Origin of the sequence: Umezawaea sp. NPDC059074, from assembly GCF_042738955.1 — a bacterium.
Taxonomy (GTDB): Bacteria; Actinomycetota; Actinomycetes; order Mycobacteriales; family Pseudonocardiaceae; genus Umezawaea.
Genome location: NZ_JBHYHC010000005.1, coordinates 107,984 through 134,392 on the forward strand (window position 1 = coordinate 107,984; position 26,409 = coordinate 134,392).

26 protein-coding genes are annotated in these 26,409 nt (G+C 71.1%); 6 read left to right on the top strand and 20 right to left on the bottom strand.

Going from position 1 to position 26,409, the window contains the following annotated elements; all coding sequences use genetic code 11:
• Positions 1–26: 26 nt before the first annotated feature.
• From ACFWW9_RS04060 to ACFWW9_RS04075, 4 genes are all read right to left on the bottom strand, one after another.
• Complete coding sequence (locus tag ACFWW9_RS04060) at positions 27–413, bottom strand: hypothetical protein (RefSeq protein WP_390371125.1); 387 nt, start codon at positions 411–413, stop codon at positions 27–29.
• The gene (locus tag ACFWW9_RS04065; RefSeq protein WP_390371127.1) at positions 403–1,053 is read right to left on the bottom strand and encodes a DUF433 domain-containing protein; all 651 of its coding nucleotides are present in this window, start codon (positions 1,051–1,053) and stop codon (positions 403–405) included. Before ACFWW9_RS04065 ends, ACFWW9_RS04060 begins: the two co-directional genes overlap by 11 nt.
• Before the next feature lie 121 nt (positions 1,054–1,174).
• Entirely contained in the window at positions 1,175–2,824 is a 1,650-nt protein-coding gene (locus ACFWW9_RS04070; RefSeq protein WP_390371129.1) for a hypothetical protein, read from the bottom strand.
• Positions 2,825–2,979: 155 nt separating this feature from the next.
• Entirely contained in the window at positions 2,980–4,014 is a 1,035-nt protein-coding gene (locus ACFWW9_RS04075) for a CapA family protein (protein ID WP_390371131.1), read from the bottom strand.
• Between ACFWW9_RS04075 and ACFWW9_RS04080 the strand changes: the two genes are divergently transcribed.
• On the top strand, positions 3,923–4,111 hold the full coding sequence (locus ACFWW9_RS04080) for a hypothetical protein (protein ID WP_390371233.1): 189 nt from the start codon (positions 3,923–3,925) through the stop codon (positions 4,109–4,111). The two genes, ACFWW9_RS04075 and ACFWW9_RS04080, sit on opposite strands and share 92 nt — an antisense overlap.
• Here ACFWW9_RS04080 and ACFWW9_RS04085 read toward each other — a convergent pair.
• From ACFWW9_RS04085 to ACFWW9_RS04115, 7 genes are read right to left on the bottom strand one after another with little or no spacing between them, the layout of a single operon-like run.
• Entirely contained in the window at positions 4,095–4,748 is a 654-nt protein-coding gene (locus ACFWW9_RS04085; protein WP_390371133.1) for an SRPBCC family protein, read from the bottom strand. The two genes, ACFWW9_RS04080 and ACFWW9_RS04085, sit on opposite strands and share 17 nt — an antisense overlap.
• Positions 4,745–5,599, bottom strand: a complete 855-nt coding sequence (locus tag ACFWW9_RS04090; protein ID WP_390371135.1) for an FAD binding domain-containing protein — start codon at positions 5,597–5,599, stop codon at positions 4,745–4,747. The genes ACFWW9_RS04085 and ACFWW9_RS04090 overlap by 4 nt, the downstream gene beginning before the upstream one ends.
• Positions 5,596–8,031, bottom strand: a complete 2,436-nt coding sequence (locus tag ACFWW9_RS04095) for a xanthine dehydrogenase family protein molybdopterin-binding subunit (RefSeq protein WP_390371137.1) — start codon at positions 8,029–8,031, stop codon at positions 5,596–5,598. The genes ACFWW9_RS04090 and ACFWW9_RS04095 overlap by 4 nt, the downstream gene beginning before the upstream one ends.
• Positions 8,028–8,546 (bottom strand): (2Fe-2S)-binding protein, encoded by a 519-nt coding sequence (locus ACFWW9_RS04100; RefSeq protein ID WP_390371139.1) that lies wholly within the window; start codon positions 8,544–8,546, stop codon positions 8,028–8,030. Before ACFWW9_RS04100 ends, ACFWW9_RS04095 begins: the two co-directional genes overlap by 4 nt.
• A gap of 52 nt (positions 8,547–8,598) precedes the next feature.
• Complete coding sequence (locus ACFWW9_RS04105) at positions 8,599–9,711, bottom strand: XdhC family protein (RefSeq protein WP_390371140.1); 1,113 nt, start codon at positions 9,709–9,711, stop codon at positions 8,599–8,601.
• Positions 9,704–10,780, bottom strand: a complete 1,077-nt coding sequence (locus ACFWW9_RS04110; protein WP_390371142.1) for a VWA domain-containing protein — start codon at positions 10,778–10,780, stop codon at positions 9,704–9,706. The genes ACFWW9_RS04105 and ACFWW9_RS04110 overlap by 8 nt, the downstream gene beginning before the upstream one ends.
• 46 nt (positions 10,781–10,826) lie before the next feature.
• Positions 10,827–11,693, bottom strand: coding sequence for an AAA family ATPase (locus tag ACFWW9_RS04115; protein ID WP_390371144.1), 867 nt, complete (start codon positions 11,691–11,693; stop codon positions 10,827–10,829).
• A gap of 91 nt (positions 11,694–11,784) precedes the next feature.
• On the opposite strand from ACFWW9_RS04115, the gene ACFWW9_RS04120 reads away from it, so the two are divergent.
• Entirely contained in the window at positions 11,785–12,051 is a 267-nt protein-coding gene (locus ACFWW9_RS04120) for a PspC domain-containing protein (protein WP_390371146.1), read from the top strand.
• Here the strand turns inward: ACFWW9_RS04120 and ACFWW9_RS04125 are convergent, their stop codons facing one another.
• The 5 genes from ACFWW9_RS04125 to ACFWW9_RS04145 form a co-directional block, all read right to left on the bottom strand.
• On the bottom strand, positions 12,052–13,440 hold the full coding sequence (locus ACFWW9_RS04125) for a beta-N-acetylhexosaminidase (RefSeq protein ID WP_390371148.1): 1,389 nt from the start codon (positions 13,438–13,440) through the stop codon (positions 12,052–12,054).
• Positions 13,437–14,279, bottom strand: coding sequence for a carbohydrate ABC transporter permease (locus ACFWW9_RS04130; protein ID WP_390371150.1), 843 nt, complete (start codon positions 14,277–14,279; stop codon positions 13,437–13,439). The genes ACFWW9_RS04125 and ACFWW9_RS04130 overlap by 4 nt, the downstream gene beginning before the upstream one ends.
• Complete coding sequence (locus ACFWW9_RS04135) at positions 14,276–15,157, bottom strand: carbohydrate ABC transporter permease (RefSeq protein ID WP_390371226.1); 882 nt, start codon at positions 15,155–15,157, stop codon at positions 14,276–14,278. The genes ACFWW9_RS04130 and ACFWW9_RS04135 overlap by 4 nt, the downstream gene beginning before the upstream one ends.
• Before the next feature lie 8 nt (positions 15,158–15,165).
• Positions 15,166–16,449, bottom strand: coding sequence for an extracellular solute-binding protein (locus ACFWW9_RS04140; protein WP_390371152.1), 1,284 nt, complete (start codon positions 16,447–16,449; stop codon positions 15,166–15,168).
• Positions 16,450–16,555: 106 nt separating this feature from the next.
• Entirely contained in the window at positions 16,556–17,215 is a 660-nt protein-coding gene (locus ACFWW9_RS04145) for a copper homeostasis protein CutC (protein ID WP_390371154.1), read from the bottom strand.
• 437 nt (positions 17,216–17,652) lie between these two features.
• On the opposite strand from ACFWW9_RS04145, the gene ACFWW9_RS04150 reads away from it, so the two are divergent.
• On the top strand, positions 17,653–18,258 hold the full coding sequence (locus tag ACFWW9_RS04150; RefSeq protein WP_390371156.1) for an RNA polymerase sigma factor: 606 nt from the start codon (positions 17,653–17,655) through the stop codon (positions 18,256–18,258).
• A gap of 59 nt (positions 18,259–18,317) precedes the next feature.
• A complete protein-coding gene (locus ACFWW9_RS04155) occupies positions 18,318–18,740 on the top strand; it encodes a carboxypeptidase regulatory-like domain-containing protein (RefSeq protein ID WP_390371228.1) in 423 nt (140 codons plus the stop codon).
• Positions 18,741–19,353: 613 nt separating this feature from the next.
• Here the strand turns inward: ACFWW9_RS04155 and groL are convergent.
• From groL to ACFWW9_RS04175, 4 genes are all read right to left on the bottom strand, one after another.
• Positions 19,354–20,973 (bottom strand): chaperonin GroEL, encoded by a 1,620-nt coding sequence (gene groL / locus ACFWW9_RS04160; RefSeq protein WP_390371157.1) that lies wholly within the window; start codon positions 20,971–20,973, stop codon positions 19,354–19,356.
• A 218-nt stretch (positions 20,974–21,191) separates the two neighbouring features.
• On the bottom strand, positions 21,192–22,520 hold the full coding sequence (locus ACFWW9_RS04165; protein WP_390371159.1) for a serine/threonine protein kinase: 1,329 nt from the start codon (positions 22,518–22,520) through the stop codon (positions 21,192–21,194).
• 31 nt (positions 22,521–22,551) lie between these two features.
• Positions 22,552–22,758 (bottom strand): cold-shock protein, encoded by a 207-nt coding sequence (locus ACFWW9_RS04170; protein ID WP_390371160.1) that lies wholly within the window; start codon positions 22,756–22,758, stop codon positions 22,552–22,554.
• A gap of 82 nt (positions 22,759–22,840) precedes the next feature.
• Positions 22,841–23,521 (bottom strand): AIM24 family protein, encoded by a 681-nt coding sequence (locus tag ACFWW9_RS04175; RefSeq protein ID WP_390371162.1) that lies wholly within the window; start codon positions 23,519–23,521, stop codon positions 22,841–22,843.
• Between the two features lie 40 nt (positions 23,522–23,561).
• Here ACFWW9_RS04175 and glp point away from each other — a divergent pair, with 40 nt between their 5' ends.
• Together glp and ACFWW9_RS04185 are read left to right on the top strand one after the other, a co-directional pair.
• Positions 23,562–24,770 (top strand): gephyrin-like molybdotransferase Glp, encoded by a 1,209-nt coding sequence (gene glp / locus ACFWW9_RS04180; protein WP_390371229.1) that lies wholly within the window; start codon positions 23,562–23,564, stop codon positions 24,768–24,770.
• Between the two features lie 38 nt (positions 24,771–24,808).
• The gene (locus tag ACFWW9_RS04185; RefSeq protein WP_390371164.1) at positions 24,809–26,236 is read left to right on the top strand and encodes a M48 family metalloprotease; all 1,428 of its coding nucleotides are present in this window, start codon (positions 24,809–24,811) and stop codon (positions 26,234–26,236) included.
• The last annotated feature ends 173 nt before the right edge of the window (positions 26,237–26,409 follow it).

The following is a 26,409-nucleotide window of genomic DNA, read 5'->3' on the forward strand; positions in this document are numbered from 1 at the left end:
CGATGCCGCCAACCGCATCCCGTCCGTCACGGCCACGTGCGCCGGATTCCGAAGACAGTCACGGCGTACGTCGCGGGCTTCCGGCGATCGATCGCGCGGTGGATCGCGTCGCGCGCGCCGTGGAACCTGTCGACCATCTCGTCGCGCCGGAGTTGCTGGTTGTCGAGGTAGAACAGGGCGGCCGTGTGCTCCTCGAGCGGCTGCCGCTCGCTCGAACGGCCCTTGATGCGGCCGTCCTTGCACAGAGGGGTCCACCCTCGACGGAGACCGTAGGTCAACCACTCCTCGTCGGGAGTGTGCTGCGCGTCATCCGGGAAGTGCGCGGTGATGCGGTGGACCACCCATCCGCGCTCGACGAGACCTTCGGCGACCCCGCGGCCGAGGCTGCGGTCGAGGAAGAATTCAGGCGGCACGCCAGACCCGGCAGATCGACTCGACTTGGACGGGGTCCAACTCGTACTCGTAGGCGACTTCCTCGATCGTCTCCCCCGCCTGCCACATGGTCACGATCGCCTCGACCGGGACGTTGTTCTCCGCCACGACGGGCGATCCCCGGCCGAAGCGGGGATCGATGACCACGGGAACGACGGCGGGGTACTGCCGGAGCTTCAACCGGGAGGCGAAGTTGTCGTCGGCGTCCCACTCGATGTAGTGCAGGTAGCCGTCGAGCACCTCGCGGATCGGCCGCTGCCGATCACCGACGCGGGCGATGTCGTCCGGCGCGTAGTCGAGGAAGATGTCGATGCCGTCGGTGGCGATCTTCCGGGTGGCCAGGCCGAACTCCGTGCCGAAGGCGTTGCGGACCTCCGCTGCCGCGTCCCTGATCTTGTTCATGCTCAGGCCCAGGTCGCGCAGCGAGCGCAGCACGTACGCCTCGACCACGGCGACGAAGGGCACCGAGGGCCAGCCCACGTGCTCCGGTTCGACACCGTGCACCAGGGGTGATCCCGCAGCCTCCTCCCCGAGCCACCGGTTGAGCGTCGACGACGGGATGACGAGGTGCCGGGCGGTGTCCTTGCGGCTGAGCAGCGGATCCAGGAACTTGTCGACCACAGTGCACCTCCCTCGCGATCACGTCGCCCGATCGTACCCGCGGGAAGTCGACCACGATCGGGTGATCACCCGGTGGAAATTGACTATCGGTCCAGGTCAGCCGGGTGATCACCCCGATGGGTCACCCCACCAGTGAAGCGCTGCGGAGGTGGGTGAGGGGGATGTCGCGGCGGGACGGTTCCGGGAACTCGACGTTGACGGAGACCTCGTCGCCGCCGATCTCGCGGGTGATCCACGGGCCCGTCTCGACCATCACCTTGAGGGTCTTCACGTGCAAGCCGTTGATCTTGTTGAGGTACCAGTCGTCGCTGGGCAGGGGGCCCATGCGGGGGGCGAGGCGGTTCTTGATCGTGCGCATGCGGGTCCACAGCTCCGCTGTCAGGGCCTGGCGGTCGAACGGGCCTTCGAGGCCGTCGCGGACGCGGTCCTCGATTCCCCGTGGCATTCCGCTCTCGTCCGGCATGACCATCGTGGTCCACGCGCGGGACTTCTCGCGGTACTGGAGCTGCTGCATGATGCCCTCGTGGCCGGAGAAGTCGGCCGAGCGGAACGGGGTGCCCTGCCAGCGCTGGCGCAGCGTGGTGGCGAGGGACTGGGCGCTCTTGACGCCGGTGTTGAGGCCGCGGCCCGGCCAGAAGTGCAGGGAGTTGGCGGCGTCGCCGAGCAGGAAGCCGAACGTCGCGGGCGCCAACTGGGCGGTGAAGCGGGAGTGCTGCTGCATGCCCAGCGTGAACGCGGTGAGGCTGAGGAAGTCCGACGGCTGGGCGCCGAAGAAGCGGATGCCGTCCATGATCCGCGGCCACAGGAACGAGAGGGAGTCGATCGACGGCTTGAACGTGGCCTTGTGGCGGTCGCAGACGAACCGGCCGATCTCGGGCCGCATGGTGCACGCGTAGCGCTGGATGCACTCGACCGGACCGTTCTCGCCGAGCGCGACGAGCTCGGAGGCCTCCTCGGCGGTGAGGCGCATGTTGATGAAGCCGCCGCCCAGCGAGTTGAACAGGAACCGGTTCTGGCTCACGGTCAACGGGACCGTGTGCTCGTCCGGGATGTGCGACTTGACCCGGATGCCGAGCACGGTCTCCTCCAGCGGAGCGCCGTTGATCGAGTAGAACTCGCGGTCCGGGGTGCCGAACTTGTCCTTCAGGCCTTCACGGGTGCGCGACTTCGCGCCGTCGGCGATGGCCAGGATGTGCAGGCCGTCCCACGTCTCGGGCCGCTCGTACGCCTCGTTGTGCAGTTCGATGCCGTAGACGTCCTGCGCCATGTCCAGCAGGCAGTCCTCGATCCAGCGGATCTTGAGGTTGCGGGGCCTGCCGCGGTCGGCCGGGGAGTCCGGGCCCAGCGGCCACATCTCGCCGTACCGGCCCTGGGTGAACAGGCGCTGCTTCACCTTCTCCGGGAAGTTGGACCACACGTTGCTCTGCAAGGTCACGACCTGCTCGCGGCGGGTGTTGCCCTCGGCGCGCTCGCGCCACAGGACGCGGCCGTTGCGGCGGTGCCAGCGGGCGTCGTAGACGCGGATCGTGACCTGGTCGCCCATCATGGCGCGCAGCGTGCACGCGAACGTGAGGCCGACCGGGCCGCCGCCGACGACGTCGACGCGCAGCGGCGGACGACCGGCGGGGCGCGGGGGCAGCGGCGTGACCGTGGCCAGGTCCGGTTCCGGCACCGGGCCGACGGCGGGGGTGCTCGGCAGCAGGCCCGAGGTGTTGTTGGGCCTCGGGAGTCGCAGCAGCTTCGTCTGGGCGACAAAGGGGTTCCCGGTCATGAGCGGCCAGCCTCCGGTGCGTCAAGCGGTGATCTTCGCGGTACAGCTACATCACGCATGGCGGCGGGGTTCGGTTCACTCATTTTTCGAAGCGGAATAACGGCAGGTCAACGGCTCATCACAGGGGTACTCGCGTAGGGGGTTGATCGGCGAAACTATCGTCCGAGGCCCGCTTCGGCCGCGCCGAGCCGTCCGACGATCTCGTCGGTGCGCGCCAGCGCCTCGGTGCGGCGCGGCGTCGGGGGGAACGAGGCGAGGTCGATCACCCGGATCGGCGGCCCCAGCTCGACCAGCGTCGGGCGGTACCTGGCCTCGTCGACGTGCCACCCCTGCGGCCCCTGCACGAACCGGAACCGGGCGATCAGGCCTTCCTCGGTGGTGCCGCGCGGCTCCTCGTGCTTCGCGGCCTCGTTGCCCATCCCGTAGACGACCCACTTGCCCGCGATCTGCTCCATCGGCTGCACGGTGTGCACGTGCGTGCCGATGATCAGGTCGATCGCCGGGTCGGCCAGGATCGTGGCCGCCATGGTCCGCTGCTCCAGCGTCGGGTCGGCCTCGTACTCGGCGCCCCAGTGCAGGCTCGCGACCACGACTTCCGCGCCCGCCGCCTTGGCCGCCCGGCCCGCCTCGATCACCTTCTGCGGGTCCAGCGGGTTCGCCATCCACGGCTCGGGCAGCGGGATCCCGTTGAAGCCGAAGGTGAACGAGACCTGCGCGACCTTCACGCCGTTGGCGTCGAGGATCAGCGGTTTCGCGGCTTCCTCGGGGGTGCGGGCCGAGCCGGTGTGCTTCATCCCGACCGAGTCCAGGACGTCCAACGTCGTCCGCACGCCCCGCACGTCGCGGTCCAGCGTGTGGTTGGACGCGGTCGAGCAGCTGTCGTACCCGAGGTCGACGAGCGCTTTCGCGACCTCCGGCGGCGCGCTGAACGCCGGGTAGCCGAACGTCGGCTCGCCGGGCGCGGACAGCGGCGTCTCCAGGTGGCAGATCGACAGGTCCGCCGCCACGGCCGGGCGCAGGCCCTCCAGCAGCGGCCCGAAGTCGAGCTTGCCGCCGCCGTCGGCCTTGGCCTGCTCGGTCAACGCCGGGTGGATGAGGATGTCGCCGCCCGCGGCCAGCGTGAACGACCGGGGCGGTGGCGCGGCCGGAACCCCCGGTGGCGGCGCGGTCGAGGACGACGGCACGGCCACCGGGGTGCCGGACGTGCTGGTGCACGCCCCCAGGACGGCGCAGGCGGCCAGTACCGCCGTCAGCCGCCCGCGCCGGTCCTTCAGCGGTGCCGCCTGAGCCGGGACACCACGAGCGCGACCACGGCGAGGCCCAGCACCAGCGGCAGCGCCCGCTTGAGCACGGGAACGCCCGCGGTGCCGAGCAGGTCGATCGCCTCGACCTCCTCGGCCTGGTCCGGAACGGCTCTGAGGTGCTGCTGGCTCACGGCGGTGTCCTCGGGGGCCTCGGGGGCGGTGTCCCCGCCAGCCTCCTCCGTTCCGAGCCCGCTCGCCAGGCAATCGGCGAACTGGTCGATGATCTTGCCCCCGACCTCGGCGATCAGGCCCCTGCCGAACTGCGCCGGCCTGCCGGTGATGCTCAGGTCCGTCACGACCTCGCAGCGCGTGCCGCCGTCGACCTCGCTCAGCACGGCGGTGACCGTCGCCGCGGCCGTGCCGTTGCCGCGGACGTCCTTGCCGGACGCCTTCATCACCATCCGGCGGGAGTCCTCGTCGGTCTCCAGGAACTCGCCCGATCCCTTGTACATCAAGGTGATCGGGCCGAGCCTCACCTTCACGGTCCCGGTGAACTTCTCCCCGTCGACCCCGGTCAGGGTGGCGCCGGGCATGCACGGCGCCACCCTTTCCGGATCGACGAGCGCGGTCCACACGGTCCCGACCGGGGCCGGGACCGTGAACTCGTGCTCCAACCTCATGCGCCCACCGCTGCGGTCAGGGCCCGCCCGGTCAGGACGCGCGCCAGGTGCGAGCGGAACTCGGCGTCGGCGTTGCCGTCCGTCGTCGGGTTCGTGCCCTCCGCCGCGCGGGCCGCGGCGGCGGTGATCGACTCGGCGGTGGCGGGCCGCCCGACGAGGGCCTCCTCCACGCCGTGCGCGCGCACCGGGGTCGGCCCCATGTTGGTGAGCGCCACCCTGGCCTCGGCGATGGCGCCGTCGGCCACCCGGACGGCCGCCGCGACCGCGACGATCGACCACGCCTGCGCGACCCGGTTGAACTTCTCGTAGTGCGCGCTCCAGCCGGTCAGCTTCGGCACCCTGATGTCGACGAGGACCTCGTTCGGCTCCAGCACGGTGGTGAAGTAGTCGACGAAGAACTCCGCCGCGGGCACCTCCCGCCGCCCGCCCGGCCCGATGATGATCATCGTGGCGTCCATCGCCAGCGCGGGCGCGGGCAGGTCGCCCGCCGGGTCGGCGTGCGCCAGCGCCCCGCCGAACGTGCCGCGGTGCCGCACCTGCGGGTCCGCGACCTCGTCGGTGGCCAGCGCCAGCAGCCGGGCGTGGTCGCGCACCAGGTGGTCGCGCTGGACCTCGTAGTGCGTGGTCATCGCCCCGATGAGCAGCGAGTCGCCGTCGTCGCGGACGCCGGTCAGCTCGCTCAGGTTCGACAGGTCCACGACCACGTTCGGCGCGGCCAGCCTCATCCGCAGCACCGGGATCAGGCTCTGGCCACCGGCCATCACCTTGGCGTCCTCACCGGCCTCGGTGAGCGCCCGCACCGCCTCCTCGACCGAGGACGGCGCCACGTACTCGAACTCCGCGGGGATCACTCCGCACCTCCCTGCGCGTCGATGGAGCCGAGGCCGCCCGCCGCGACGGGTGTCGTCGGCACGCCTCGCTGCTTGCCCTCGTGCACGGCCTTCCACACCCGCATGGGCGTGCAGGGCATCTCGACGTCGTCCACGCCGAAGTGCCGCACGGCGTCGATCACCGCGTTGACCACGGCCGGGGTCGAGGCGATCGTGCCCGCCTCGCCGACCCCCTTGACGCCGAGCGGGTTCGAGTCCGCCGGGGTCACGGTCCGGTCCGTCGTGAAGTGCGGCAGGTCCGCCGCGGACGGGAGCAGGTAGTCCGCGAGCGTCGCCGTCGTGAGGGTGCCCGACTCGTCGTGCACGGCCTCCTCGAACAGCGCCTGCGCGATGCCCTGCGCCAGGCCGCCGTGCACCTGGCCCTCGACGATCAGCGGGTTCACCACCTCGCCGATGTCGTCGACGCAGACGTACGAGCGGATCCTCACCGCGCCGGTCTCGGTGTCGACCTCCGCCGCGCACAGGTGGGTGCCGTGCGGGAACGAGAAGTTCGTCGGGTCGAACGTCGACTCGGCGTCCATTCCCGGCTCCATGCCGTCCGGCAGGTTGTGCGCCACGTGCGCGGCGAGCACGACGTCGGTGAGCGCGGTGCTGGTTCCCGTGCCGCGCACGGAGAACCGGCCCGCGGAGAAGTCCACATCGGACTCCGCGCACTCCATCAGGTGCGCGGCCAGCGTGCGGGCCTTGGCCAGCACCTTGTCCGCCGCCAGCACGATCGCCGTGCCGCCGACGGCCAGCGACCGCGACCCGTAGCTGTCCATGCCCTTGTGCGAGGACTGCGTGTCGCCGTGCAGCACCTCGACGTCCTCGAACGGCACGCCGAGCCGGTCCGCCACGATCTGGCTCCACGCCGTCTCGTGCCCCTGCCCGTGCGGCGAGGTGCCGGTGATCAGCTCGACCTTGCCGGTGGGCAGCATCCGGATCGCCGCGTGCTCCCAGCCGCCGGCGCCGTAGCGCAGCGAGCCGAGCACCCGCGACGGCGCGAGGCCGCACATCTCGGTGAACGTGGAGATGCCGATGCCGAGCTGCACCGGGTCACCGCTCTCCCGCCGACGCGCCTGCTCCTGCCGCAGCTCGTCGTACCCGAACAGCTCCATGGCCCGGTCGGTCGCGGCCTCGTAGTTACCGGAGTCGTAGGTGAGCCCGCAGACCGTGGTGAACGGGAACTCCTCGTGCTTGATCCAGTTCTTGCGGCGCAGCTCCATGGGCTCCATGTCGAGCTCGACGGCCAGCTCGTCCATCAGCCGCTCGATCGCGAACGTGGCCTCGGGGCGGCCCGCGCCGCGGTAGGCGTCCGTCGGCACCTTGTTGGTGAACACGTTGACGCAGGTGAACCGGTACGCGGGGAACTTGTAGATGGCGTTGAACATGAACGCGCCGAGGATCGGCACGCCCGGCGTGACCAGCCGCAGGTACGCGCCCATGTCGGCGAGCAGGTCGACCTTGAGGCCGGTGACCGTGCCGTCGCGGCGGGCGGTGACCGTGAGCTGCTGGATCTGGTCGCGGCCGTGGTGGGCGGACAGCATCGACTCGGTGCGCGACTCGGTCCACTTCACCGGCTTGCCGAGGCGGCGGGCGACCAGGAGGGTCAGCACCTCCTCGGGCGTGACCTGGAGCTTGCCGCCGAAGCCGCCGCCGACGTCCGGGGCGATGACCCGCACCTTGTGCTCGGGGATGCCGAGCACGGCGGACAGCATCCACCGCAGGATGTGCGGGACCTGGGTCGCCGACCACATGGTGATCGACCCGCCGCCGGGGTCGACGACGACGGACCGGGGCTCCATGAACGCCGGGATGAGCCGCTGCTGGCGGAACGTCCTGGTGACCGTCACCTCCGCGTCGGCGATGGCCTGGTCGACGTCCGCGCCCGTCCCCGCCTCGGCGGAGTCGAACACCCAGGTCGCGCTCTTGTTCGTGCCCAGGTCCGGGTGCACGAGGTCGGCGCCGTCGGCGATGGCGGCGTTCATGTCCAGGACCACGGGCAGGTCCTCGTACTCGACGTCGATCGCGGCCAGCGCGTCGTGCGCCTCGTAGTCGCTGCGGGCGATCACGACGGCGACGCCCTCGCCGGCGAAGTTGACCTGCCCCACGGCCAGCGACGGGGCCGGTGGCGCGAGCATGTCCTCGGTGATCGGCCACGCGCACGGCAGGCTGCCCTGCTCGTCGGCCACGTCCTCGCCGGTCAGCACCAGCAGCACGCCGGGCATGTCGGTGGCCGCGCTGACATCGATGCTGACGATCGTCGCGTGCGCCATCGGGCTGCGGAGCACGGCCATGTGCAGCATCCCGGCCATCTGGATGTTGTCGGTCCAGCGGGTGTCGCCGGTGATCAGCCGCGCGTCCTCCTTGCGCAGCCGCGCCCGGCCGATCTCCGGTTCGGCGGTCGCGGTCATTCCCCGCCCCCGACGTGCGAGTGGGTGACCTGCTCGGCTTCAGGGCCCGCGCCGGGCCGCATCTCGTGGGCGGCGGCGCGGACGGCCTTCACGATGTTCTGGTAGCCGGTGCACCGGCAGAGGTTGCCCTCCAGGCCCTTGCGGACGGTCTCCTCGTCCGGGTCGGGGTGGTCGGCGATCAGGTCCAGCGACTGCATGATCATGCCGGGGGTGCAGAACCCGCACTGGAGCGCGTGGTTCTCGTGGAACGCCTTCTGCACGGGGTGGAGCTGCCCGTCGCGGGCGAGGCCCTCGATCGTGGTGACGTCCCGGCGGTCCGCCTGCACCGCGAACACGGAGCACGACTTCACGCTGTGGCCGTCGAGGTGGACGGTGCACGCGCCGCAGTTGCTCGTGTCGCACCCGATGACGGTTCCGGTTTTGCCTAGTCGTTCTCGCAGGTAGTGGACCAGCAGCAAGCGCGGTTCCACGTCGTCGGTGTAGCTGACGCCGTCGACGGTGACGGTGATGCGCATGAAACCCTCCAGGCCAGTGGTGGGTGACCGTTGTCACATCACCCTAACTCCGCTACCTGTGGATCGCGCCGTCCAGAATCGTCAATCGCTCACCGCGACCGCCCCAGCGCAGAGCGATGATCTCGGCCGCGATCGACACCGCGGTCTCCTCCGGCGTGCGCGCGCCCAGGTCGAGCCCGATCGGCGACGCCATCCCGGCCAGCTCGCCCTCGGTCACGCCCGCCTCGCGGAGCCGCCGCAACCGGTCGTCGTGCGTGCGCCGCGACCCCATCGCGCCGACGTACGCGAGCTTCAGCCGCAGCGCGACCTCCAGCAGCGGGACGTCGAACTTCGGGTCGTGCGTGAGCACCGCGACGACGGTCCGCTCGTCCACGCGCCCGGCGTCGGCCTGCGCCGCGAGGTAGCGGTGCGGCCAGTCCACGACGACCTCGTCGGCCTCCGGGAACCGGCTCGCGGTCGCGAACACCGGCCGCGCGTCGCACACCGTGACCCGGTAGCCGAGGAACGTGCCGAGCCGGGCCATCGCCGAGGCGAAGTCGATCGCGCCGAACACCAGCATCCGGGGCGGCGGCTCGAACGAGTTCACGAACACCGTCATGCCCTCGCCGCGGCGCTGCCCGTCCGGCCCGTAGTGCAGCGAGCCGCTGCGGCCGGTCGCGAGCATCCCGCGCGCGTCGTCCACGACGGCGTCCGTCGCGCGGGCCGACCCGAGCGTCCCGGACACCCGGTCCGGCCAGATCACCACGCGGCGGCCCAACCGGTCGGCGTCGGGGTGCTCGATGATCGTCGCGATGGCCACCGGCACCTCCGCGCGCACGGCCTCGTGGATCTCGGCCAGCTCGGGGAACGTGGCCGCGTTGATCGACTCCACGTAGACGTCGATGATCCCGCCGCAGGTCAGACCCACCGCGAACGCGTCGTCGTCGCTCACGCCGTAGCGCTGGAGCACCGGCTGGTCCTCGGCGACGACCTGCTGCGCGAGGTCGTACACGGCCCCCTCGACGCAGCCGCCGGACACGCTGCCGGTGACCTCGCCGTCCGGGCCGACCAGCATCGCCGCGCCAGGAGCCCTCGGCGCCGAGCTGAAGGTCGCCACGACCGTGCCCACTCCCACGGTCTGCCCGTCCGCGACGCGGCGGGCGAGTTCGTCGAGCACATCACGCACGGTTGATCTCCTTGAGCAGGTGGCGCAGGGTGTCGAGGCTGTGGCCCGCCAGGAGGCGGTCCACGTGCGGCAGGGCCGCGATGATCCCGGACTGGGTCGGCGCGTAGCCGTCCTTGCCCGCGTGCGGGTTGACCCAGATGACGGCGTGCGCCAACCGCCTCAACCGGGCCAACTGCTCGCCCAGCAACGCGGTGTCGCCGCGCTCCCACCCGTCCGAGAACACCACGACGACAGCCCGCCGCGCCACCCCGCGCTGCCCCCACCGGTCCAGGAACACCTTGATCGTCTCACCGAGCCGGGTCCCGCCCTCGTAGTCCGGCACGGCACGGGTGGCTGACAGCAGCGCGAACTCGGCGTCGCGGTGCTTGAGCTGACGGCTCACCCGCGTGAGCCGCGTGCCGAGCGTGCACACCTCGGTCGGCATCGCCCGCGCGACGACGTGCGAGAACCGCAGCAACGCGTCCGCGTACGGCGACATCGAGCCCGACACGTCGACCAGCAGCACCACCTTGCGAGGCCGCGTGCCCTTGCGCCGGTACCTCGGCCTGGCAGGCTCACCCCCGGCCGCGAGCATCGCCCGCAACGTCCGCTTCGGGTCGAGCTGCCCGCTCCTGGCCTTCGTCGCCCGCAACGCCCTTCTTCTGGGCGGAACGGGCTTGAGCGTCGCGATCAACTCCCGCAGGTGCGCCTTCTCGGCCGGGGTCAACCCGGCGATGTCCTTGTGCCGCAGGACCTCGGTGTCACTGGCGGCCGTGGCGAGCCGCCCGCCCCGCCCGTCCTGGCTCTCCCCACCGTTGAGCGCGGCGAGCTGGGTCGCCCGCAACTTCCGGTGCCGGGCCCTCCGCGGCGGCTCACCCCCGAACCAGGCCTCGAACGCGGCGTCGTACCGCGGCAGGTCGTCGGGCTCCCCGCACAACGTCAACCGCCCGGCCCAGTACAGGTCGTCCCGGCTGCCGGGATCCACCAACCCGACCGCCCCGACGTACGCCTGCACCCGCTCGGGCCCGCACCCGACACCCGCTTGGCGCAGCGCACGGGCGAACCCGACGTATCCGGTCAGAACCGTCATCCCACAATTGTGCGCCTCCACGAGTTGGAGGATCGTCCGAAGAATCTCAACTGGCCTCTCGGCCCAGCACCCCCGACGCCACCGCGCGGGTGGCGTCCTCGCGGTACTTGAGGACCGCTCCCAGGGTGGTGGCGGCTGTTTCGGCGTCCAGTTCGGTGCGGCCCAGTGCGAGCAGCGCGGCCGCCCAGTCGAGGGATTCGGCCACGCCCGGTGGTTTCAGCAGGTCGAGGTCGCGGAGTTTGCCGACCGCGGTGGCGATCTGGGTGGCGAGGTGTTCGGTGACGCCCGGTTGGCGGCGGCGGATGATCTCCACCTCGCGGGGCAGGTCGGGGTGTTCGAGCCAGTGGTAGAGGCAGCGGCGCTTGAGGGCGTCGTGGACCTCGCGGGTGCGGTTCGAGGTCAGGACGACGATCGGGGGGACGAGGGCGCGGATCTCGCCCAGTTCGGGGATGGTGACGGTGTTGCTGTCCAGGACTTCGAGCAGGAAGGCCTCGAACTCGTCGTCGGCGCGGTCGACCTCGTCGACCAGCAGCACGCACGGGGACTCCTCCAACGCCCGCAGCAGGGGCCTGGCCAGCAGGAACCGGCGGGTGTAGAGGGAAGCCTCCGCGGTGTCCGGGTCGACGGTGGACCCCGCGGCCTCCAGGGCGCGCAGGTGCAGGAGCTGGCGGGGGAAGTCCCAGTCGTAGAGGGCCTGGGAGGCGTCGATGCCCTCGTGGCACTGGAGCCGGATCAGCGGGAGCGAGAGGGCCTGGGCCAGTGCCAGTGCCAGCGACGTCTTGCCGGTGCCCGGCTCGCCCTCGCAGAACAGGGGCCGGTGCATCTTCAGCGCCAGGAACGCGGCCGTCGTCACGCCCGCGTCGGGCAGGTACCCGACGCGGTCCAGTTCGGCGGCGAGCTCGTCCGGCGTCACGCCCTGAGGGTACGGCCAGGGTCGCGGATCCGGGGGACGTCAGGGTCCGCCCCCGATGTTCTCGCAGCTCCTGGACGGCATCGTTGTACCCATGACGAACAACGTGCTCAACGAGACCACCGACAAGGTCAAGAAGCTCCGCCGCAGCCGGGACGACAAGATGCTCGGCGGCGTGTGCGGTGGCGCGGCGAAGCTGATGGGCATCGACGCGACCCTGCTGCGCATCGGCCTCGTGGCCGCGACCCTCTTCGGCTTCGGCACCGGCGCCATCCTCTACATCGCCTGCTGGGTGCTCATCCCCGAGGAGTCCAGTAGCCCGGACCTCTACCAGCCGCAGGACACCCCGCACACCTTCTAGTCACCGTGGGAAGCCAGGGACGCCCGGCATCGTCTGCCACGGGTGTGGTCCGGCCAGTGGCCGGTACTCCACGCCCAGCGCGTCGAGCCGGGGCAGGTGGTGGGTGGCGAGCCGCTCGAGGAACTCCTCCTCGTCGCGCTCGCCACCACTCCACACGACCTCGGCGAACGCGGCCAGCCTCGGGAAGGCCGCGTAGTCCAGCCGCCGCGCCGAGTCCAGGTGCTCGGTCCACACGTTCGCCTGCGCGCCGATCACCCGCCCCGGCTCCTCGCCGGTGAGGACCGAGGGCACCGGCTCGTACCGGTAGACGTCCGAAAGCGACAGCACCGTGCCCACCGGGATCGGCTCGTCCGGCGAGTCGGACTGCCGGTAGTCCAGGTACACGTGCCGCTCCGGGCACATCACCACGTCGTGGCCGCCGCGCACGGCCGCCACCCCCGCGTCCTCCCCGCGCCACGACGCCAGCACCGCGCCGTCCGGCAGCGGCCCGACCTCGGCGATCTCGTCCCAGCCGAACGCCCGCCGCCCGTGCGTCGCCAGGTGTTCCGCGATGGCCCGGATGAACCCGCCGTGCGCCTCCGTCGCGCCCGGCACCTCGTCGCCGCCGAGCCCGATCACCGCGCTGGGGAACACGTCCACCAGCTCGTCGAACACACCCCGGTAGAAGTCCACTGTGGACTCCTCCAGGTTCAGCACGTTCTCGTTGATCCCCCAGTCGGTCCAGACGCCCACGGGGTCGCCGCTCCCCAGTTCGGGGTACGCCGCGATGGCCGCCTGGCTGTGGCCGGGCACGTCGATCTCCGGCACCACGGTCACGTGCCGCGCCGCCGCGTACGCCACGACCTCGCGCAGGTCGTCCTGCGTGTAGAAACCGCCGTGCGGCCTGCCGGTCGACACCTTCGCGCGCCGGTCGCCGTAGCGCGACTCCGGCCGCCACGACCCGACCTCGGTCAGCCTCGGGTACCGCTTCACCTCGAAGCGCCAGCCCTGGTCGTCGGTCAGGTGCAGGTGCAGCACGTTCAGCTTGTGCGCCGCGATCAGGTCCACGTACCGCAGCAGGTCGTGCTTGGGCAGGAAGTGCCGCGCCACGTCGAGCATGCAGCCCCGCCACGGGAACCGCGGCCGGTCCTCGACCACGCACACCGGCAGGGACGGCGGGTCCGCGCTGATCGGCGCGGCCCGGAACGCGTCCGGCCCGCGCAGCTGCCGGAGGGTCTGGGCGGCGTAGAACGCGCCCGCCGCGTCGGCCGCCTCGACCGACACGCCCTCGGTGGTGACCACCAGGCGGTACGACTCCGCGGGCCCGTCGACGAACGACACCACCGGCTCGATCCGTTGCGTCACACCGGTTCCGGGGGTGAACCGCGTCGGCTTGGGAAGCAGGCTCATCCCTTCACCGCCCCGGCGAGACCGGACACGAGCCTGCGCTGCACGAGCACGAAGAACACCAGCACCGGAATGGTCATCAGGGTCGAACCGGCCATGATCGCTCCCCAGTCGTTCTGGTCGGGTTTGATGAACGCCTGCAACGCCAGCGGCAGCGTCTGGTTCTCCGCGGCCGAGATGATGAACGTCTTGGCGAACAGGAAGTCGTTCCACGCGTGGATGAACGCCAGCACGCTCGTGGCCACCAGACCGGGCGCCACCAGCGGGAACAGCACCTGCCACAGGAACCGGAAGCGGCTCGCGCCGTCCAGCGTCGCGGCCTCCTCCAGCTCCACCGGCACCGCCGCGACGAACCCGCGCAGCATCCAGATCGCGAACGGCATGCTGAACGCCAGGTGCACCAGCACCAGCGAGCCGAGGTGGTTCAGCCCGAACGCGGGCAGCGTGTCGCCGACCGACCGCATCATGAAGAACAGCGGCACGGTCAGGGCTTCCACCGGCACCATCTGCACCACCAGCAGCATGATCAGCATCGTCGTCCGGCCGCGGAACCGGAAGCGGGTCAGCGCTGTGGCCGCGAGGAACGACATCAGCAGGCTCAGCACCACCACGACCAGCGCGACGACCAGGCTGTTCAGGAAGTACCGGCCGAAGCTCTGCACGGTCAGCGCGCGGGTGAAGTTGTCCAGCGTCGGCGCGAGCGTCCACGGCCGCGGGTTCGCCGAGATCACCTCGTCGGCGGGCTTCAGCGCGGTCAGGACCATCCAGTACAGCGGGAACGCGATCACCGCGGCGATCACGACGGTCACGAGTTCGGCGATCAGCCTGCCGGGACGTTTCACAGCTCTTCTCCCGACTTCCGCAGCGCCCGCAGGTAGCCGATGGTGATCAGCAGCAGCAACGCGGTCATGACGACGCCGATGGTCGCGCCGAGGCCGTACTCGGACGCGGCGAAGGCCTGCTGGTAGGCGTAGACGTTGAGGACGAGGTTGCGGCCCGCGATGCCGCCGCCGTTGGTCATCACGTAGATCTGGGTGAACACCTTGAAGTCCCAGATGATCGACTGGATCGTCACGACGAGGATCAGCGGGCGCAGCAGCGGCAGCATGACGCTGCGCGCGGTGCGGACCGTGGACGCGCCGTCGAGCGCCGCGGCCTCGATGACCTCCTGCGGGATGGCCTTGATGCCCGCGTAGAGCGTCACCATGACGAACGGGAACGAGCACCAGATCACCTGCGCGGCCACGAGACCGAAGGCGAGCCAGCGGTCGAACGTCCAGGAGAAGCCGGTGCTGCCGAGGATCTCGTTGACCAGGCCGAAGTTCGCGTCGAACAGGAACAGCCAGATCGTCGAGCCCGCGACGGCCGGGGTCGCCCACGCGCCGAGCGCCGCCAGGAACAGCAGCATCCGGGCCCAGGGGCGGCCCCTGGTGGCCAGGACGGCGAGCGCCGCCCCGACCACCAGGGTGCCGACCACGCAGGTCGCGGCGAAGCCGACGGTCTGCCACAGCACGGTCCAGAACTGCGGGTCCGCCAACAGCTTCATGTAGTTGCCGAGCCCGAGGAACACCAGCGGGGCCCCGCCGCTGACCTGCTCCTGGCCGTAGTCGAACAGCGAGATGAGCACCAGCTGGTAGATCGGGTAGGCCATCAGGCCGCCGAGCACCAGCAGTGCCGGGGTGAGGTAGGCGAACGCGGTCCTGCCGTCACCCCGCGCCATGCGCTGCGTCACGAGCCGAAGGCCGCGTTCATGGTGTCGGCGGCCGTCTTGGTGGCGGTCTCGACGTCCTTGCCCTCCGCGGCGATCTGCTGGAGCATCGTCGGGATCACGGCCTGTGCGTCGATCTTGGCCCACGACGGCGTGACCGGCACGAACTTCGTGCCCGCTTCCAGGGTCTTGATGAACGGCTGCTCGAACGCGTCGTTCTTGGCCACGTCGGCCTGCACGTCGGCGAACGTCGGCAGGTTGCCCATGGCCTGGAACATCTTCTGCTGGTACTGCTTGCCGCCCAGGAGTTGGAGGAACTGGTTCGCCAGCGTCCGGCGCTCGGTGCCCTTCATGACGCCGAGCAGGTTGCCGCCCGCGAACGCCGGGGCGATCGAGCCCGCGGTGGCGCCGGGCAGCGGCACGACCGCGTACTTGCCCGCGGCGGCGCTGGCGTCGACGGACTTGCGGTTGAAGTCGCCGCCGATGACCATCGCGGCCTTGCCCGCGCGGAACGCCTCGACGCTCGCGTCGCCGCCGTTGGCCGCGCACTGCGCCGCCGGGCAGATGTCGTCGGCGATCAGCTCGGTGTACTTCGCGACGCCCTTCTTGGACTCGGCGCTGTCGATCTTCGCCGTGTACTTGCCGCCGCTGCCGGTGGCGAGGTCGCCGCCGTTGGCCCACACGAAGGGCAGCATGCCGAACGTGTACTTGCCGCCCGCGGAGATGCCGAGCAGGTCCGGCTTCGCGGCGCGGATCCTGCGGGCCAGCGGGGCGATCTCGTCGAGCGTCTTCGGCGGTTGCACGCCCAGTTCGGTGAACACGTCCGTGCGGTAGTAGAGGGCGCGGACGCCGACGTACCAGGGCAGGCCGTAGGTCTTGCCGTCGACCTTGGCGGTGTCGAGCACGGCGGGCAGGAAGTCCTTGCTGTCCGCCCAGTCCGAGGTCTCCTTGGTGATGTCGGCGAACCCGCCCGCGGCGACGTAGCCCGCGAGGTCGGTGTTGCCGAACTCGGCGACGTCCGGCGCGCTCTTGGGGTCGCTGAAGGCGGCCTTGAAGCGCTCGGCGCGGGTGGACACCTGGATGTACTGGACGTCCACGGTCACGCCGGAGTGGGCGGCCTGGAACTCGCTCACCGCCTGCTTGACGACCTCCTCCTTGGGGCCGCGGTTCACCTCGTCGAACAGCCACACCCGGAGCTGCCCGGACTTCTCGTCGGTGCCCTGGGTCGCCGGTCCCGACGACGTCACCGGCGCGCACCCGGCCAGCACCACGGAACACGCCGCAGCCAACAACACGAACCGCATCTCAGATCCCCTCAGCGACATTTATTGCACAATGTGCAACGGTCATTTCGCGGTGAGCAACGCGATTCGGCGATGTTAGGAGCGGCGTGTCCGTTTCGGCAAGGGTCTAGACCAGATCCGCCCAGGTGCGCACGGCCTCCTGGGACACCGGACCGCTCCAACCGGACGGCCGGACGGCACTGCCGACGTGGAAGCCGGTGGCCCCCGCCGCCTTGAGCGGGCCGACCTGTGCGGCCTGCAAACCGCCGCCCACCAACACGGCCAGGCCGTCGGCCTCCTGCCGCGCGAGCAGCTCGCGCAGCACCGGCAGGCCGTCCGCGACGCCCTTCGGGCTGCCGCTCGCGAGCACGGTGTCGCAGCCGAGCTTCGCGACGACCGACCACGCGGCCAGCGGGTCGGCGGAGTTGTCCAGCGCGCGGTGGAACGTCCACCGGCACCCGTCCAGCTCCCCGAGCACGGCCGTGACGGTCTCCTCGTCGACCTCACCCGACGGGGTGAGGAACCCGAGCACGAACTCGGTCGCGCCCAGCTCCCGCAGCGCCGCCGCGTCCCGGCGCAGCACGTCGACGCTGCCGGGCGCGAAGCCCGTGGCGTCGCGGAGCATGACCCGGATCGGCAGGTCCGTGGCGGCCCGCACGCTCCTGAACACCGACGGAGGTGGCGTGAGCCCGTCGGACGCCATCTCGACCACTAGTTCCAACCGGTGTGCTCCACCGGCCTGCGCGGCTTCGGCATCGGCCGCGTCCAAAGCGATGACTTCCAGCATGGTCCAGACCATAGGCGTGTGCTGCGCGTGACGACGTCACCCGCGCGGCCTCACCCGTCACCCTCACGGCGGCACGGCCCGACCACGGGGCGCACCGACACGTCCACTCGCCGCGAAGAAGCGGCGAAAAGATTTCCATATGGGTGTATCTACTCAGACCGACTGCGCTCTTGTGCTGGTGACAGACCTCAAAGACCCAGCTCGAGGAGGCCCGATGACCGCCGAACCGCCCGGCGACCAGCGCGGGACGACCTCCTCGGCCGGGAACGGCGGCTGACGAACCACAGGGGGGCGTGGTGGAGAGTCGGTCGACGTCGAGGGGTGTCGATCGGGGAGACCGCCAAGCGGAAGCGGTCCGCGGCGTTTCGGGGGAGGCGACGCGGACCGCTTCGGCGATCATCAGGACCAGTGCACCGGACGGACCGGGAGGTGAGGACGTGGGTGAGTTGCGCACGACCGGCGAACACCCTCCATGGGAGGGCTTGGCCGGCACGGACAGACACGCGGCCTGCGTGAACGCCGCCCGCGCGGGGGACAGGCGCGCGCTGGACGTGCTCGTCGCCGAACTCACCCCGCTGGTGTGGCACGTCGCCAGAGGACACGGACTCGACCGCGCCACGGCCGAGGACGTGGTGCAGACGGTGTGGCTGGCGTTCCTGCGCCACGTCGACCGCCTGCACGAACCGAAAGCCCTCGTCGGCTGGCTCGTCGTCGCGACCCGCCGCGAAGCCCGGCGCACCTGGACGCCGAGCAGGCGGGAGACCGGCCTCAGCGACGAGGTCGCCGACCACCTGGAAAGCACCCAAGGCCTCCCCGAGGACGCAGCGCTCGTCGACGACCGGGACATCCGGTTGTGGCGGGCTTTCGGTCGTTTGTCCCAAAGGTGCCAGGAACTGCTGCGGCTCACCGTCCTCGCCGGACGCGCCGAGTACCGCACGGTGGCCGAAGCCCTGTCCATACCGCGCGGCAGCATCGGCCCCACCAGGGGCCGCTGCCTGACAACGCTGCGCACACATCTCGACGCGGAAGGAGGATCGCGGTGAACGACATCGACCCGCGCGATGACCCCAGGGGCTTCGAGGACACCGCCGTCCTCTCGGAGCTGACCCGACTGGTCTACGAACTCGACCCACCACCCGCGGACCTCGTGGAACGCGTCCAGTTCGCCATCGCCCTGGAGGACCTCGACGTCGAGGTGGCCCGGTGGGAGCGAGCCGGATCGTTCGCGGGGGTACGCGGAGGGCAGCCGGGGACCATCACGTTCACGGTGGACAACCTGACGCTGATGGTGAACTTCACGTCCACCGGGGCACGACACCGGATCGACGGGTGGCTGGTGCCCGCCGGGGAGCACACGGTGGAGGTGCGGGTGGCCGAGCACGAGTCGTCGACGACCAAGGCCGACGACGGTGGGCGGTTCGTGCTGTCGGACGTGCCGACCGGGACCACGCAGATCGTGGTGCACCTGGTGAACGCCCGCGGGGAACGTGGGCGGACCGTGGTGACGCCGACGATCATGTTGTAGGGGCTGTCGGTCGGGGATCTGGGGTTTGGGGGTTCCGGCACAAGCGTCACCGCCGCGGCGCTTGTGCTCGGTTCTGAGGGTCGGTGGTTTTTTCCCGGCCCGGTGCTGGGGTTGACCGGTGGTTTGTCCCGGTCTGTGTTAGTGGGCTGGTGTTTGCTCCCGGCCCGTGTGAGTGGGCTGGTGTTTCCTCTCGGCCTGTGTGAATGGCTTCGCGCCGGCCGATTTGACTTGGGGCCCCTCTTTTTGGCGCTAGTCGGGCCAAAACGGCAGGTGGAAAGCTTGCCGCCCGACTGAGTTTAGCGCCAAAAACCCCAAGTAAAATCGGCCTCAAGCAGGCGCGTGGCACTAGGTAGTCATGCGGCCACCAAGGCTGGCCAGGCAGTCATGCGGCCACCAAAGCCGGCCGGGCAGTCATGCGGCCACCAAGGCTGGCCAAGCAGTCATTCCGCTCCAAGACCGAGATCTCCCTCTAGGTCTCCTACCTGGACCTTCGCTCTTTTTTCTTCTTTTTGCTCTTCATAAATTGTTTTTCATTGTTTTTCATGTACGAAGGCCCCGAACCTGTGTGGTTCGGGGCCTTCGAGGGTCTAACTGTTGGCTTTGGTCTTCTGGATCAGAAGTCCATGCCGCCGGCGTCGGGCGCGGCCGGGGCCGCGTTCTTCTCCGGCTTGTCGGCCACAACGGCCTCGGTGGTGAGGAACAGGGCCGCGATCGAGGCGGCGTTCTGCAGGGCAGAACGGGTCACCTTGGTCGGGTCCGGCACGCCCGCGGCGAGCAGGTCCTCGTAGACGCCGGTCGCGGCGTTGAGGCCGTGGCCGATCGGGAGGCCCTTGACCTTCTCCACGACGACACCGCCCTCGAGGCCGGCGTTGATGGCGATCTGCTTCAGCGGAGCCTCGACGGCGACCTTGACGATGTTGGCGCCAGTGGCCTCGTCGCCGGTCAACTGAAGGTTCTTGAAGACCGCTTCAGCAGCCTGGAGCAGGGCCACGCCACCACCGGCGACGATGCCCTCCTCGACGGCGGCCTTGGCGTTGCGCACCGCGTCCTCGATGCGGTGCTTGCGCTCCTTGAGCTCGACCTCGGTCGCGGCACCCGCCTTGATGACGGCGACGCCACCGGCGAGCTTCGCGAGGCGCTCCTGGAGCTTCTCGCGGTCGTAGTCCGAGTCGGACTTCTCGATCTCGGCGCGGATCTGGTTGACGCGGCCCTGGATCTGCTCGGCGTCACCCGAACCCTCGACGATGGTCGTCTCGTCCTTGGTCACGACGACCTTGCGGGCGCGGCCCAGCAGCGAGATGTCGGCGGTGTCGAGCTTGAGGCCGACGTCCTCGGTGATGACCTGGCCACCGGTGAGGGTGGCGATGTCCTGGAGGATGGCCTTGCGGCGGTCGCCGAAGCCGGGGGCCTTGACGGCCACGGACTTGAAGGTGCCGCGGATCTTGTTGACGACCAGGGTCGCCAGCGCCTCGCCCTCGACGTCCTCCGAGATGATGAGGAGCGGCTTGCCGCCCTGCATGACCTTCTCCAGCAGCGGGAGCAGGTCCTTCACCGAGGAGATCTTCGAGCCGTAGAGCAGGATGTACGCGTCCTCGAGGACGGCTTCCTGGCGCTCCGGGTCGGTGACGAAGTAGGCCGAGGAGTAGCCCTTGTCGAAGCGCATGCCCTCGGTCAGCTCGAGCTCAAGGCCGAGAGCGTTGCTCTCCTCGACCGTGATGACGCCTTCCTTGCCGACCTTGTCCATCGCCTCGGCGATGAGCTCGCCGATCGTCGAGTCGCCCGCGGAGATGGACGCCGTGGCGGCGATCTGCTCCTTGGTCTCGATCGTGGTGGCGGTCTTCAGCAGCTGCTCGGTGATGGCCTCGACGGCCTTCTCGATGCCGCGCTTCAGGCCGAGCGGGTTCGCACCGGCGGCCACGTTGCGCAGGCCCTCGCGCACGAGCGCCTGGGCGAGCACGGTGGCGGTGGTGGTGCCGTCGCCCGCGACGTCGTCGGTCTTCTTCGCAACTTCCTTGACGAGCTCGGCCCCGATCTTCTCCCAGGGGTCCTCGAGCTCGATTTCCTTGGCGATCGAGACGCCGTCGTTCGTGATCGTGGGGGCGCCCCACTTCTTCTCGAGAACGACGTTGCGGCCCTTCGGGCCGAGCGTCACCTTGACGGCATCCGCGAGGATGTTCATGCCCCGCTCGAGGCCGCGCCGGGCTTCCTCGTCGAACGCGATCATCTTGGCCATTGCGGTGTGTTCCTCCGCCTTTTAAAGGATATGGGGCCACTGCGGACGTGCGTCCACAGCGGAACACGGTGCTTGGCCAGGATGGTGCCCGCGACGGACGACCTGCCCCGGAAAAACCGGGACGAGCCTCACCGTCCTAGCCCGCGTGCTGGCACTCGGGTGGTCCGAGTGCCAGTTCGTGTTTAGCACTCGACAGGGTCGAGTGCAAGAAGCGCAGGTCAGGAGGAGGGCTTCACCGGCACGCTGGTGGGCAGCGGTTTGCGGCTGCCCGACGTGGGCTCGCCGACCTGGATGGACTGCTTGGTCGACGTCGTGCCCGGCGTGTCGCTCGGCGGCTCGTCGCTGGGCGACAGCAGGATCACCAGGATGATCACCAGCGCGACGGCGATCACGCCGACGACCACCGGCGCGAACCACGTCGGCCGCGAACTGGAGGTGCTGCCGAACGCGCTGGTGCCGACCGGTGCGGGCGGGCGCAGTCGGACCGGGTCCTGCGAGCTGGGGTGCGGCTGCTGGAACGGCGGCTGCTGCTGCGGGTAGACCGGCGGCCGGACCTGCTGCTGCGGCTGCGGCGGCTGGTACTGCTGCACGGGCATCGGGCCGGAGTTCGGCCCGAGCACGGGCTGCTGCACCGGGATCGACCCGGACGGGGGCTGAGAGCCGCCCTGCTGGCCCGCTCCCGGCTGGCGGCGCTCCGGGGGGTTGCCGGGCCGCTGCACCTGCGAGAGGGCGCCACGGGCCGCGTTGATCAGCTCCTGGCAGTTCGCGAACCGCTGGTTCGGGTCCTTCGCGGTGCCCTTGCGCAGCACGTCGTCGATCGCGGGCGGCAGCACCACCAGCGACGTCAGCGGCGGGATCTCCTGGGCGAGGTGGCCCTGGATGACGTCCTGCACGCCGCCCTGGAACGGCGGCCTGCCGCTCAGGCACGCGTAGAGCATGCAGGCCAGCGCGTACGCGTCGGTGCGGCCGTCGACCGGCTCGCCGCGCAGGTGCTCCGGGGCCGCGTAGGTCGGCGACCCGAGGAAGTCGCCCGTGCGGGTGCGGTGGCCGGTGGCCCCGCGCCTGGTCAGGCCGAAGTCCGCCAGGTAGACGTGCTCGCGCACCGCCTCCTTGGTCGTGACCAGCACGTTCGCCGGCTTCACGTCCAGGTGCACGAGGCCCTTGCCGTGCAGCATGTCGAGCGCTTCGGCGACCTGGCCGAGCAGCGTCAGCGTGCGCGCGGGCGAGAGCGGCCCGTCCTTGATGTGGCTCGCGAGGTCCGACCCGTCGACCAGCCGCATGGCGATGTACAGCAGCCCGTCGACCTCGTCGAAGTCGTAGAGCGGCACGATGTTGGCGTGGTCGATGGCCGAGGTGTTGCGCGCCTCGTCGACGAAGCGCTCGCGGAACTCGGCGTCCGCGGTGAGGTGCTCGCCGATGACCTTCAGCGCCACCTTGCGGCCGAGTCTGACGTCCGTCGCCCGGTAGGTCACGGACATGCCGCCCCGACCGAGGACGCCGTCGATCCGGTAATGGCCTAGCCGCCGCCCGCTCAGGTCCTCCGACACGCGGGGCAGCCTAACGTCCGCCTGGGGCGGGTCACGACGCGCGGCGCACTTCCGAGGCCTGACTGCGACCGTCCCTGCCTGCCTCGATCGTGAATTCGACCCGGTCGCCCTCGGCCAGCGTGCGGAATCCGTCCATCTGGATGGCGGAGTAGTGCACGAAGACGTCCGGGCCCCCGTCGGTCGCGATGAAGCCGTAGCCCTTTTCCGAGTTGAACCACTTGACCGTGCCGATCGCCAAGACGTCCTCCTAAAGCGCAAAAAACGCGAGGCAAACCGCAACGCTAGAAGAACAAGCAGTCGTCGTGTACCTCCTTACGGAGTCATGGACGTGAGCCGATCGCCTGCCCGTGCAGCCAACTCCCCAGGTGCTGGGGGCTGCGGGTCTGGGTCAGGACCAGTCCCGGACCGGCGAAGTCGAACGCCAGGCCCTCGCCGGTGCGCATCGACTGCGCCCCGTCCGGGGCCAGCGCGCGCAGCCTGCACTGCATGGACTCGCCGAAGCCGACGACGTGGCCCGCGGCGATGCTCACCAGCTCGCCGGGGGCGAGCATGACGATGTCCAGCGTCCCGTAGCAGGTCAGGACGACCGTGCCGCGGCCGAACAGGTAGGTGAGGAAACCGCCGTCACCGCCCTGGAGCGCCCGCAGCGGCGGCGCGGCCGGGTCCATCGCCACGGTGCCCGCCGACGCCAGCCAGCTCGTCCGGGCGGCGCACCAGCCGCCGGTGCCGTCCAGCTCCAGCACGTGCAGGTCGCCCGGCAACGACGGCGCCACGTCGACCCAGCCGCCCTCCGGGCTGGCCGTGCAGCTCGCCGCGGGGACGCCCTTGCCCTGCCCCTTCAGCGGCGGCGCGGCCTTCGGGTCGTAGCTGACGCCGTAGCTGCTGGCGACGAACCCGGCGCGGTCGACCAGCACCGGCTCGCCGGGGGCCAGCACCAGCCGCGCGATCCCGAAGGTGGGCGTGTGTCGCGTGCGGACCTGCAACGTTCTCCCCCTGTTCACAGCGGTGTCGGTCGGAGCAGTCTGGCACGCGCCCGGCAGGATGGTCGTCGTGTCGAAACCACTCACGAGCGTCGCCGAGCACCGGGCGGCGGTGTCCGGGCTGGTCGGGCTCATGCCGGTCCGCACCCTCCCGATCGCGGACTGCCTCGGGCTGGTGCTGGCGGCGGACCTGGTCGCGCCGATCCCGCTGCCGCCGTTCGACAACTCCGCGATGGACGGGTACGCGGTCCGCGCGGCGGACGTCGCCGACGCGCCCGTGACCCTGCCGGTCGCGCAGGACATCCCGGCCGGGAAGACCGACGTCGCTCCGCTGGAGGCGGGCACGGCGCACCGGATCATGACCGGCGCTCCCCTTCCCGAGGGCGCGGACGCCGTGGTGCAGGTCGAGCACACCGACGGCGGGCTCGACCGGGTCCTGCTGCGCTCGGGGGTCGCGGCGGGCACGCACGTCCGGCGGGCCGCGGACGACGTGGCGCTCGGCGCGACGGTCCTGCGGGCGGGCCGCGTGCTCGGACCGGCGCAGCTCGCGCTGGCGGGGGCGCTGGGCTTCGGCGAGCTGCCGGTGCGCAGGCGGCCGAGGGTGCTGGTGCTGTCGACCGGCTCCGAGCTGGTCGGGCCCGGCGAGCCGCTGCTGCCGGGGCAGATCTACGAGTCGAACGGCCTGATGCTGGCGGCCGGGGTGCGCGAGGCGGGCGGCGAGGCCGAGCTGCTGCGGTTCGTGCCGGACGACGTGGACGCGTTCCACGCCGCCCTCGCGCCGCACCTGGACGCCGTCGACCTGGTGCTGACCTCCGGCGGCGTGAGCGCCGGGGCGTACGAGGTGGTCAAGGACGCCTTCACCGGGCAGGGCGTGGAGTTCCTCAAGGTCGCGATGCAGCCCGGCGGGCCGCAGGGCGCGGGCCGGTACCGGGGCGTGGCGGTCGCGACGCTGCCCGGCAACCCGGTGAGCGCGCAGGTGTCGTTCGAGGTGTTCGTGCGGCCCGCGCTGCTGGCGTCGATGGGCTTCCCGGTCGTGGAACGCCGGACCGCGCGCGCCCGGATCAGCACCGCGATCACCTCCCCCGCGGGCCGGACCCAGTACCGGAGGGGCGCGTACGACGCCGAGTCCGGCGAGGTCGTGACGCCGGTCGGCGGGCCCGGATCGCACCTGCTGTCGGCGCTGGCCATCGCGAACTGCCTGATCGAGGTGCCCGAGGACACGACCGAGCTGGCCGCGGGCGACCTGGTGACGATCCGTTACCTGGAGTAGCTAGGCTGCCGCGTCCGACTTCCCTTGGGGGACCTCTGATGCGCATCGCACTGGCCTTCGCCGTGCTGGCCGGGTTCTTCGTCGCGGTGCTCGCCGTCACCGCCGGGGCGGGCGTGCTGGCGGTGTACGCCTTCGCGCACGGCTTCGGGGCGGCCGCGTTGACGCTCGCGCTCGGCGCGGTGCTGCTGACGACCGCGCTGGGCGGGGCGCTGGTGCGGGCCGCCCGGATCGTCCAGCAACCGGCCGGTGCCCCGCTGACCAGGGACGACCAGCCCTCGCTGTGGCGGGTGGTGGACGAGCTGGCCGTGGCGGCGGGCACCCGCGCGCCGGACGACGTGCGACTGGTCGTGGGCGTGAACGCGGTGGCGTGGGAGCAGACCCGGATGGTCGGCCTGCGGACCGGCCGCCGGTACCTGCTGATCGGGTTGCCGCTGGTGGCGGGCCTGACCGTCGGCGAACTGCGGGCGATGATCGCCCACGAGCTGGGCCACTACGGCGACCGGTATGCCCGGCTGGCGACGCTGGTCCAGCGGACCGACGGCGCGCTCGTGCTGACCGCCGCCCAGCTCACCGGCGTCCTCGGGTGGCTGGTCGGCCACTACTCGCGGCTGTCGACGCGGGTCGCGGCCGCGGTCAACCGCGAGCTGGAGTTCCACGCCGACAAGGCCGCCGTCGCCGCCACGGGCGCGGCGACCGCGCGGGCGATGCTGGGCAGGCTCGGGCCGTTGACCGCCGCGTGGGCGCACTTCGAGCGCGAGTTCCTGGCGCTCGTGCCGGACTCCGGGCGCACCCCTCCCCTGCTGCTGGGGTTCCGCGCCTTCCTCGACGACCCCGACGTGCGGGAGCGGCTCGCCGGGCTCGACGTCGCCCTGTTCGAGGACCCGCCCCGGTCGCCGTTCGACACCCACCCGCCGGTCCGGGAGCGGATCGCCGCGATGGCGGGCGGCGGCCCGGCGACCGTCGACGACCGGCGGGCGTGGACGCTGCTGGCCGACCTGCCCGCGCTGGAACGGGGCCTGGACCACGGGTCCGGGCCCGCCGCGGACTGGCCTGAGGTGGTCGCCCGCGCCCACGCCGCGCGCGCCGAGCGGCGGGCCGGGACGCTGGCCGACGCGGCCCGCGCGAGCGGCGTCGCCGAGCACGGCACGGCGGACGAGGTGCTGGCCGCGCTGGGCCGCGGCGAACTGCTGCGCCTCGGCGAGCCGCTGATCGCCGACGGCACCCCGGCCTCCCGCCTCGTCGACACCGTCGTCGAGCTGCTCGGGGCGCTGGTGGTCACCGAGCTGCTGCACTCGGGCCGGGCGACCCTCGGCCTGGACTGGAGCGGCCGCACGCGGGTCGTGCTGGTCGACGGCTCCGAACCGGACGTCCTCGACCTGGTCGAACCCGCCGTCGTGGACCCGAGGGAGGCCGAGGCGGCCCGGCGCGCGGTCGCCGCCCTTTGTGACCGAACGCTCACCGACTGACATTGATCACGGCATGTGACCCGGATTACAGTGCTGTCACGTGACCGTGCGGCCCCAGTGGCACGCCAAACCGCAGCAGTCACCCTCCAGCAGGCCGTCCGTCCGGTCCGCGCGTTCAGTCGGGGGACGCGCGGGCCGGCCGGACGACCGTTATGGGCGCTTGGCGTAGCGTG

Bases quoted from the DNA above. Each gene is read 5' to 3' on its own strand.
- ACFWW9_RS04070 (WP_390371129.1), bottom strand. From the start codon at position 2,824: ATGACCGGGAACCCCTTTGTCGCCCAGACGAAGCTGCTGCGACTCCCG.
- ACFWW9_RS04080 (WP_390371233.1), top strand. From the start codon at position 3,923: ATGTCGCCGCCCGCGGCCAGCGTGAACGACCGGGGCGGTGGCGCGGCC.
- ACFWW9_RS04085 (WP_390371133.1), bottom strand. From the start codon at position 4,748: ATGAGGTTGGAGCACGAGTTCACGGTCCCGGCCCCGGTCGGGACCGTG.
- ACFWW9_RS04095 (WP_390371137.1), bottom strand. From the start codon at position 8,031: ATGACCGCGACCGCCGAACCGGAGATCGGCCGGGCGCGGCTGCGCAAG.
- ACFWW9_RS04100 (WP_390371139.1), bottom strand. From the start codon at position 8,546: ATGCGCATCACCGTCACCGTCGACGGCGTCAGCTACACCGACGACGTG.
- ACFWW9_RS04110 (WP_390371142.1), bottom strand. From the start codon at position 10,780: ATGACGGTTCTGACCGGATACGTCGGGTTCGCCCGTGCGCTGCGCCAA.
- ACFWW9_RS04120 (WP_390371146.1), top strand. From the start codon at position 11,785: ATGACGAACAACGTGCTCAACGAGACCACCGACAAGGTCAAGAAGCTC.
- ACFWW9_RS04125 (WP_390371148.1), bottom strand. From the start codon at position 13,440: ATGAGCCTGCTTCCCAAGCCGACGCGGTTCACCCCCGGAACCGGTGTG.
- ACFWW9_RS04135 (WP_390371226.1), bottom strand. From the start codon at position 15,157: ATGGCGCGGGGTGACGGCAGGACCGCGTTCGCCTACCTCACCCCGGCA.
- ACFWW9_RS04140 (WP_390371152.1), bottom strand. From the start codon at position 16,449: ATGCGGTTCGTGTTGTTGGCTGCGGCGTGTTCCGTGGTGCTGGCCGGG.
- ACFWW9_RS04145 (WP_390371154.1), bottom strand. From the start codon at position 17,215: ATGCTGGAAGTCATCGCTTTGGACGCGGCCGATGCCGAAGCCGCGCAG.
- groL (WP_390371157.1), bottom strand. From the start codon at position 20,973: ATGGCCAAGATGATCGCGTTCGACGAGGAAGCCCGGCGCGGCCTCGAG.
- glp (WP_390371229.1), top strand. From the start codon at position 23,562: ATGGTCGTCGTGTCGAAACCACTCACGAGCGTCGCCGAGCACCGGGCG.
- ACFWW9_RS04185 (WP_390371164.1), top strand. From the start codon at position 24,809: ATGCGCATCGCACTGGCCTTCGCCGTGCTGGCCGGGTTCTTCGTCGCG.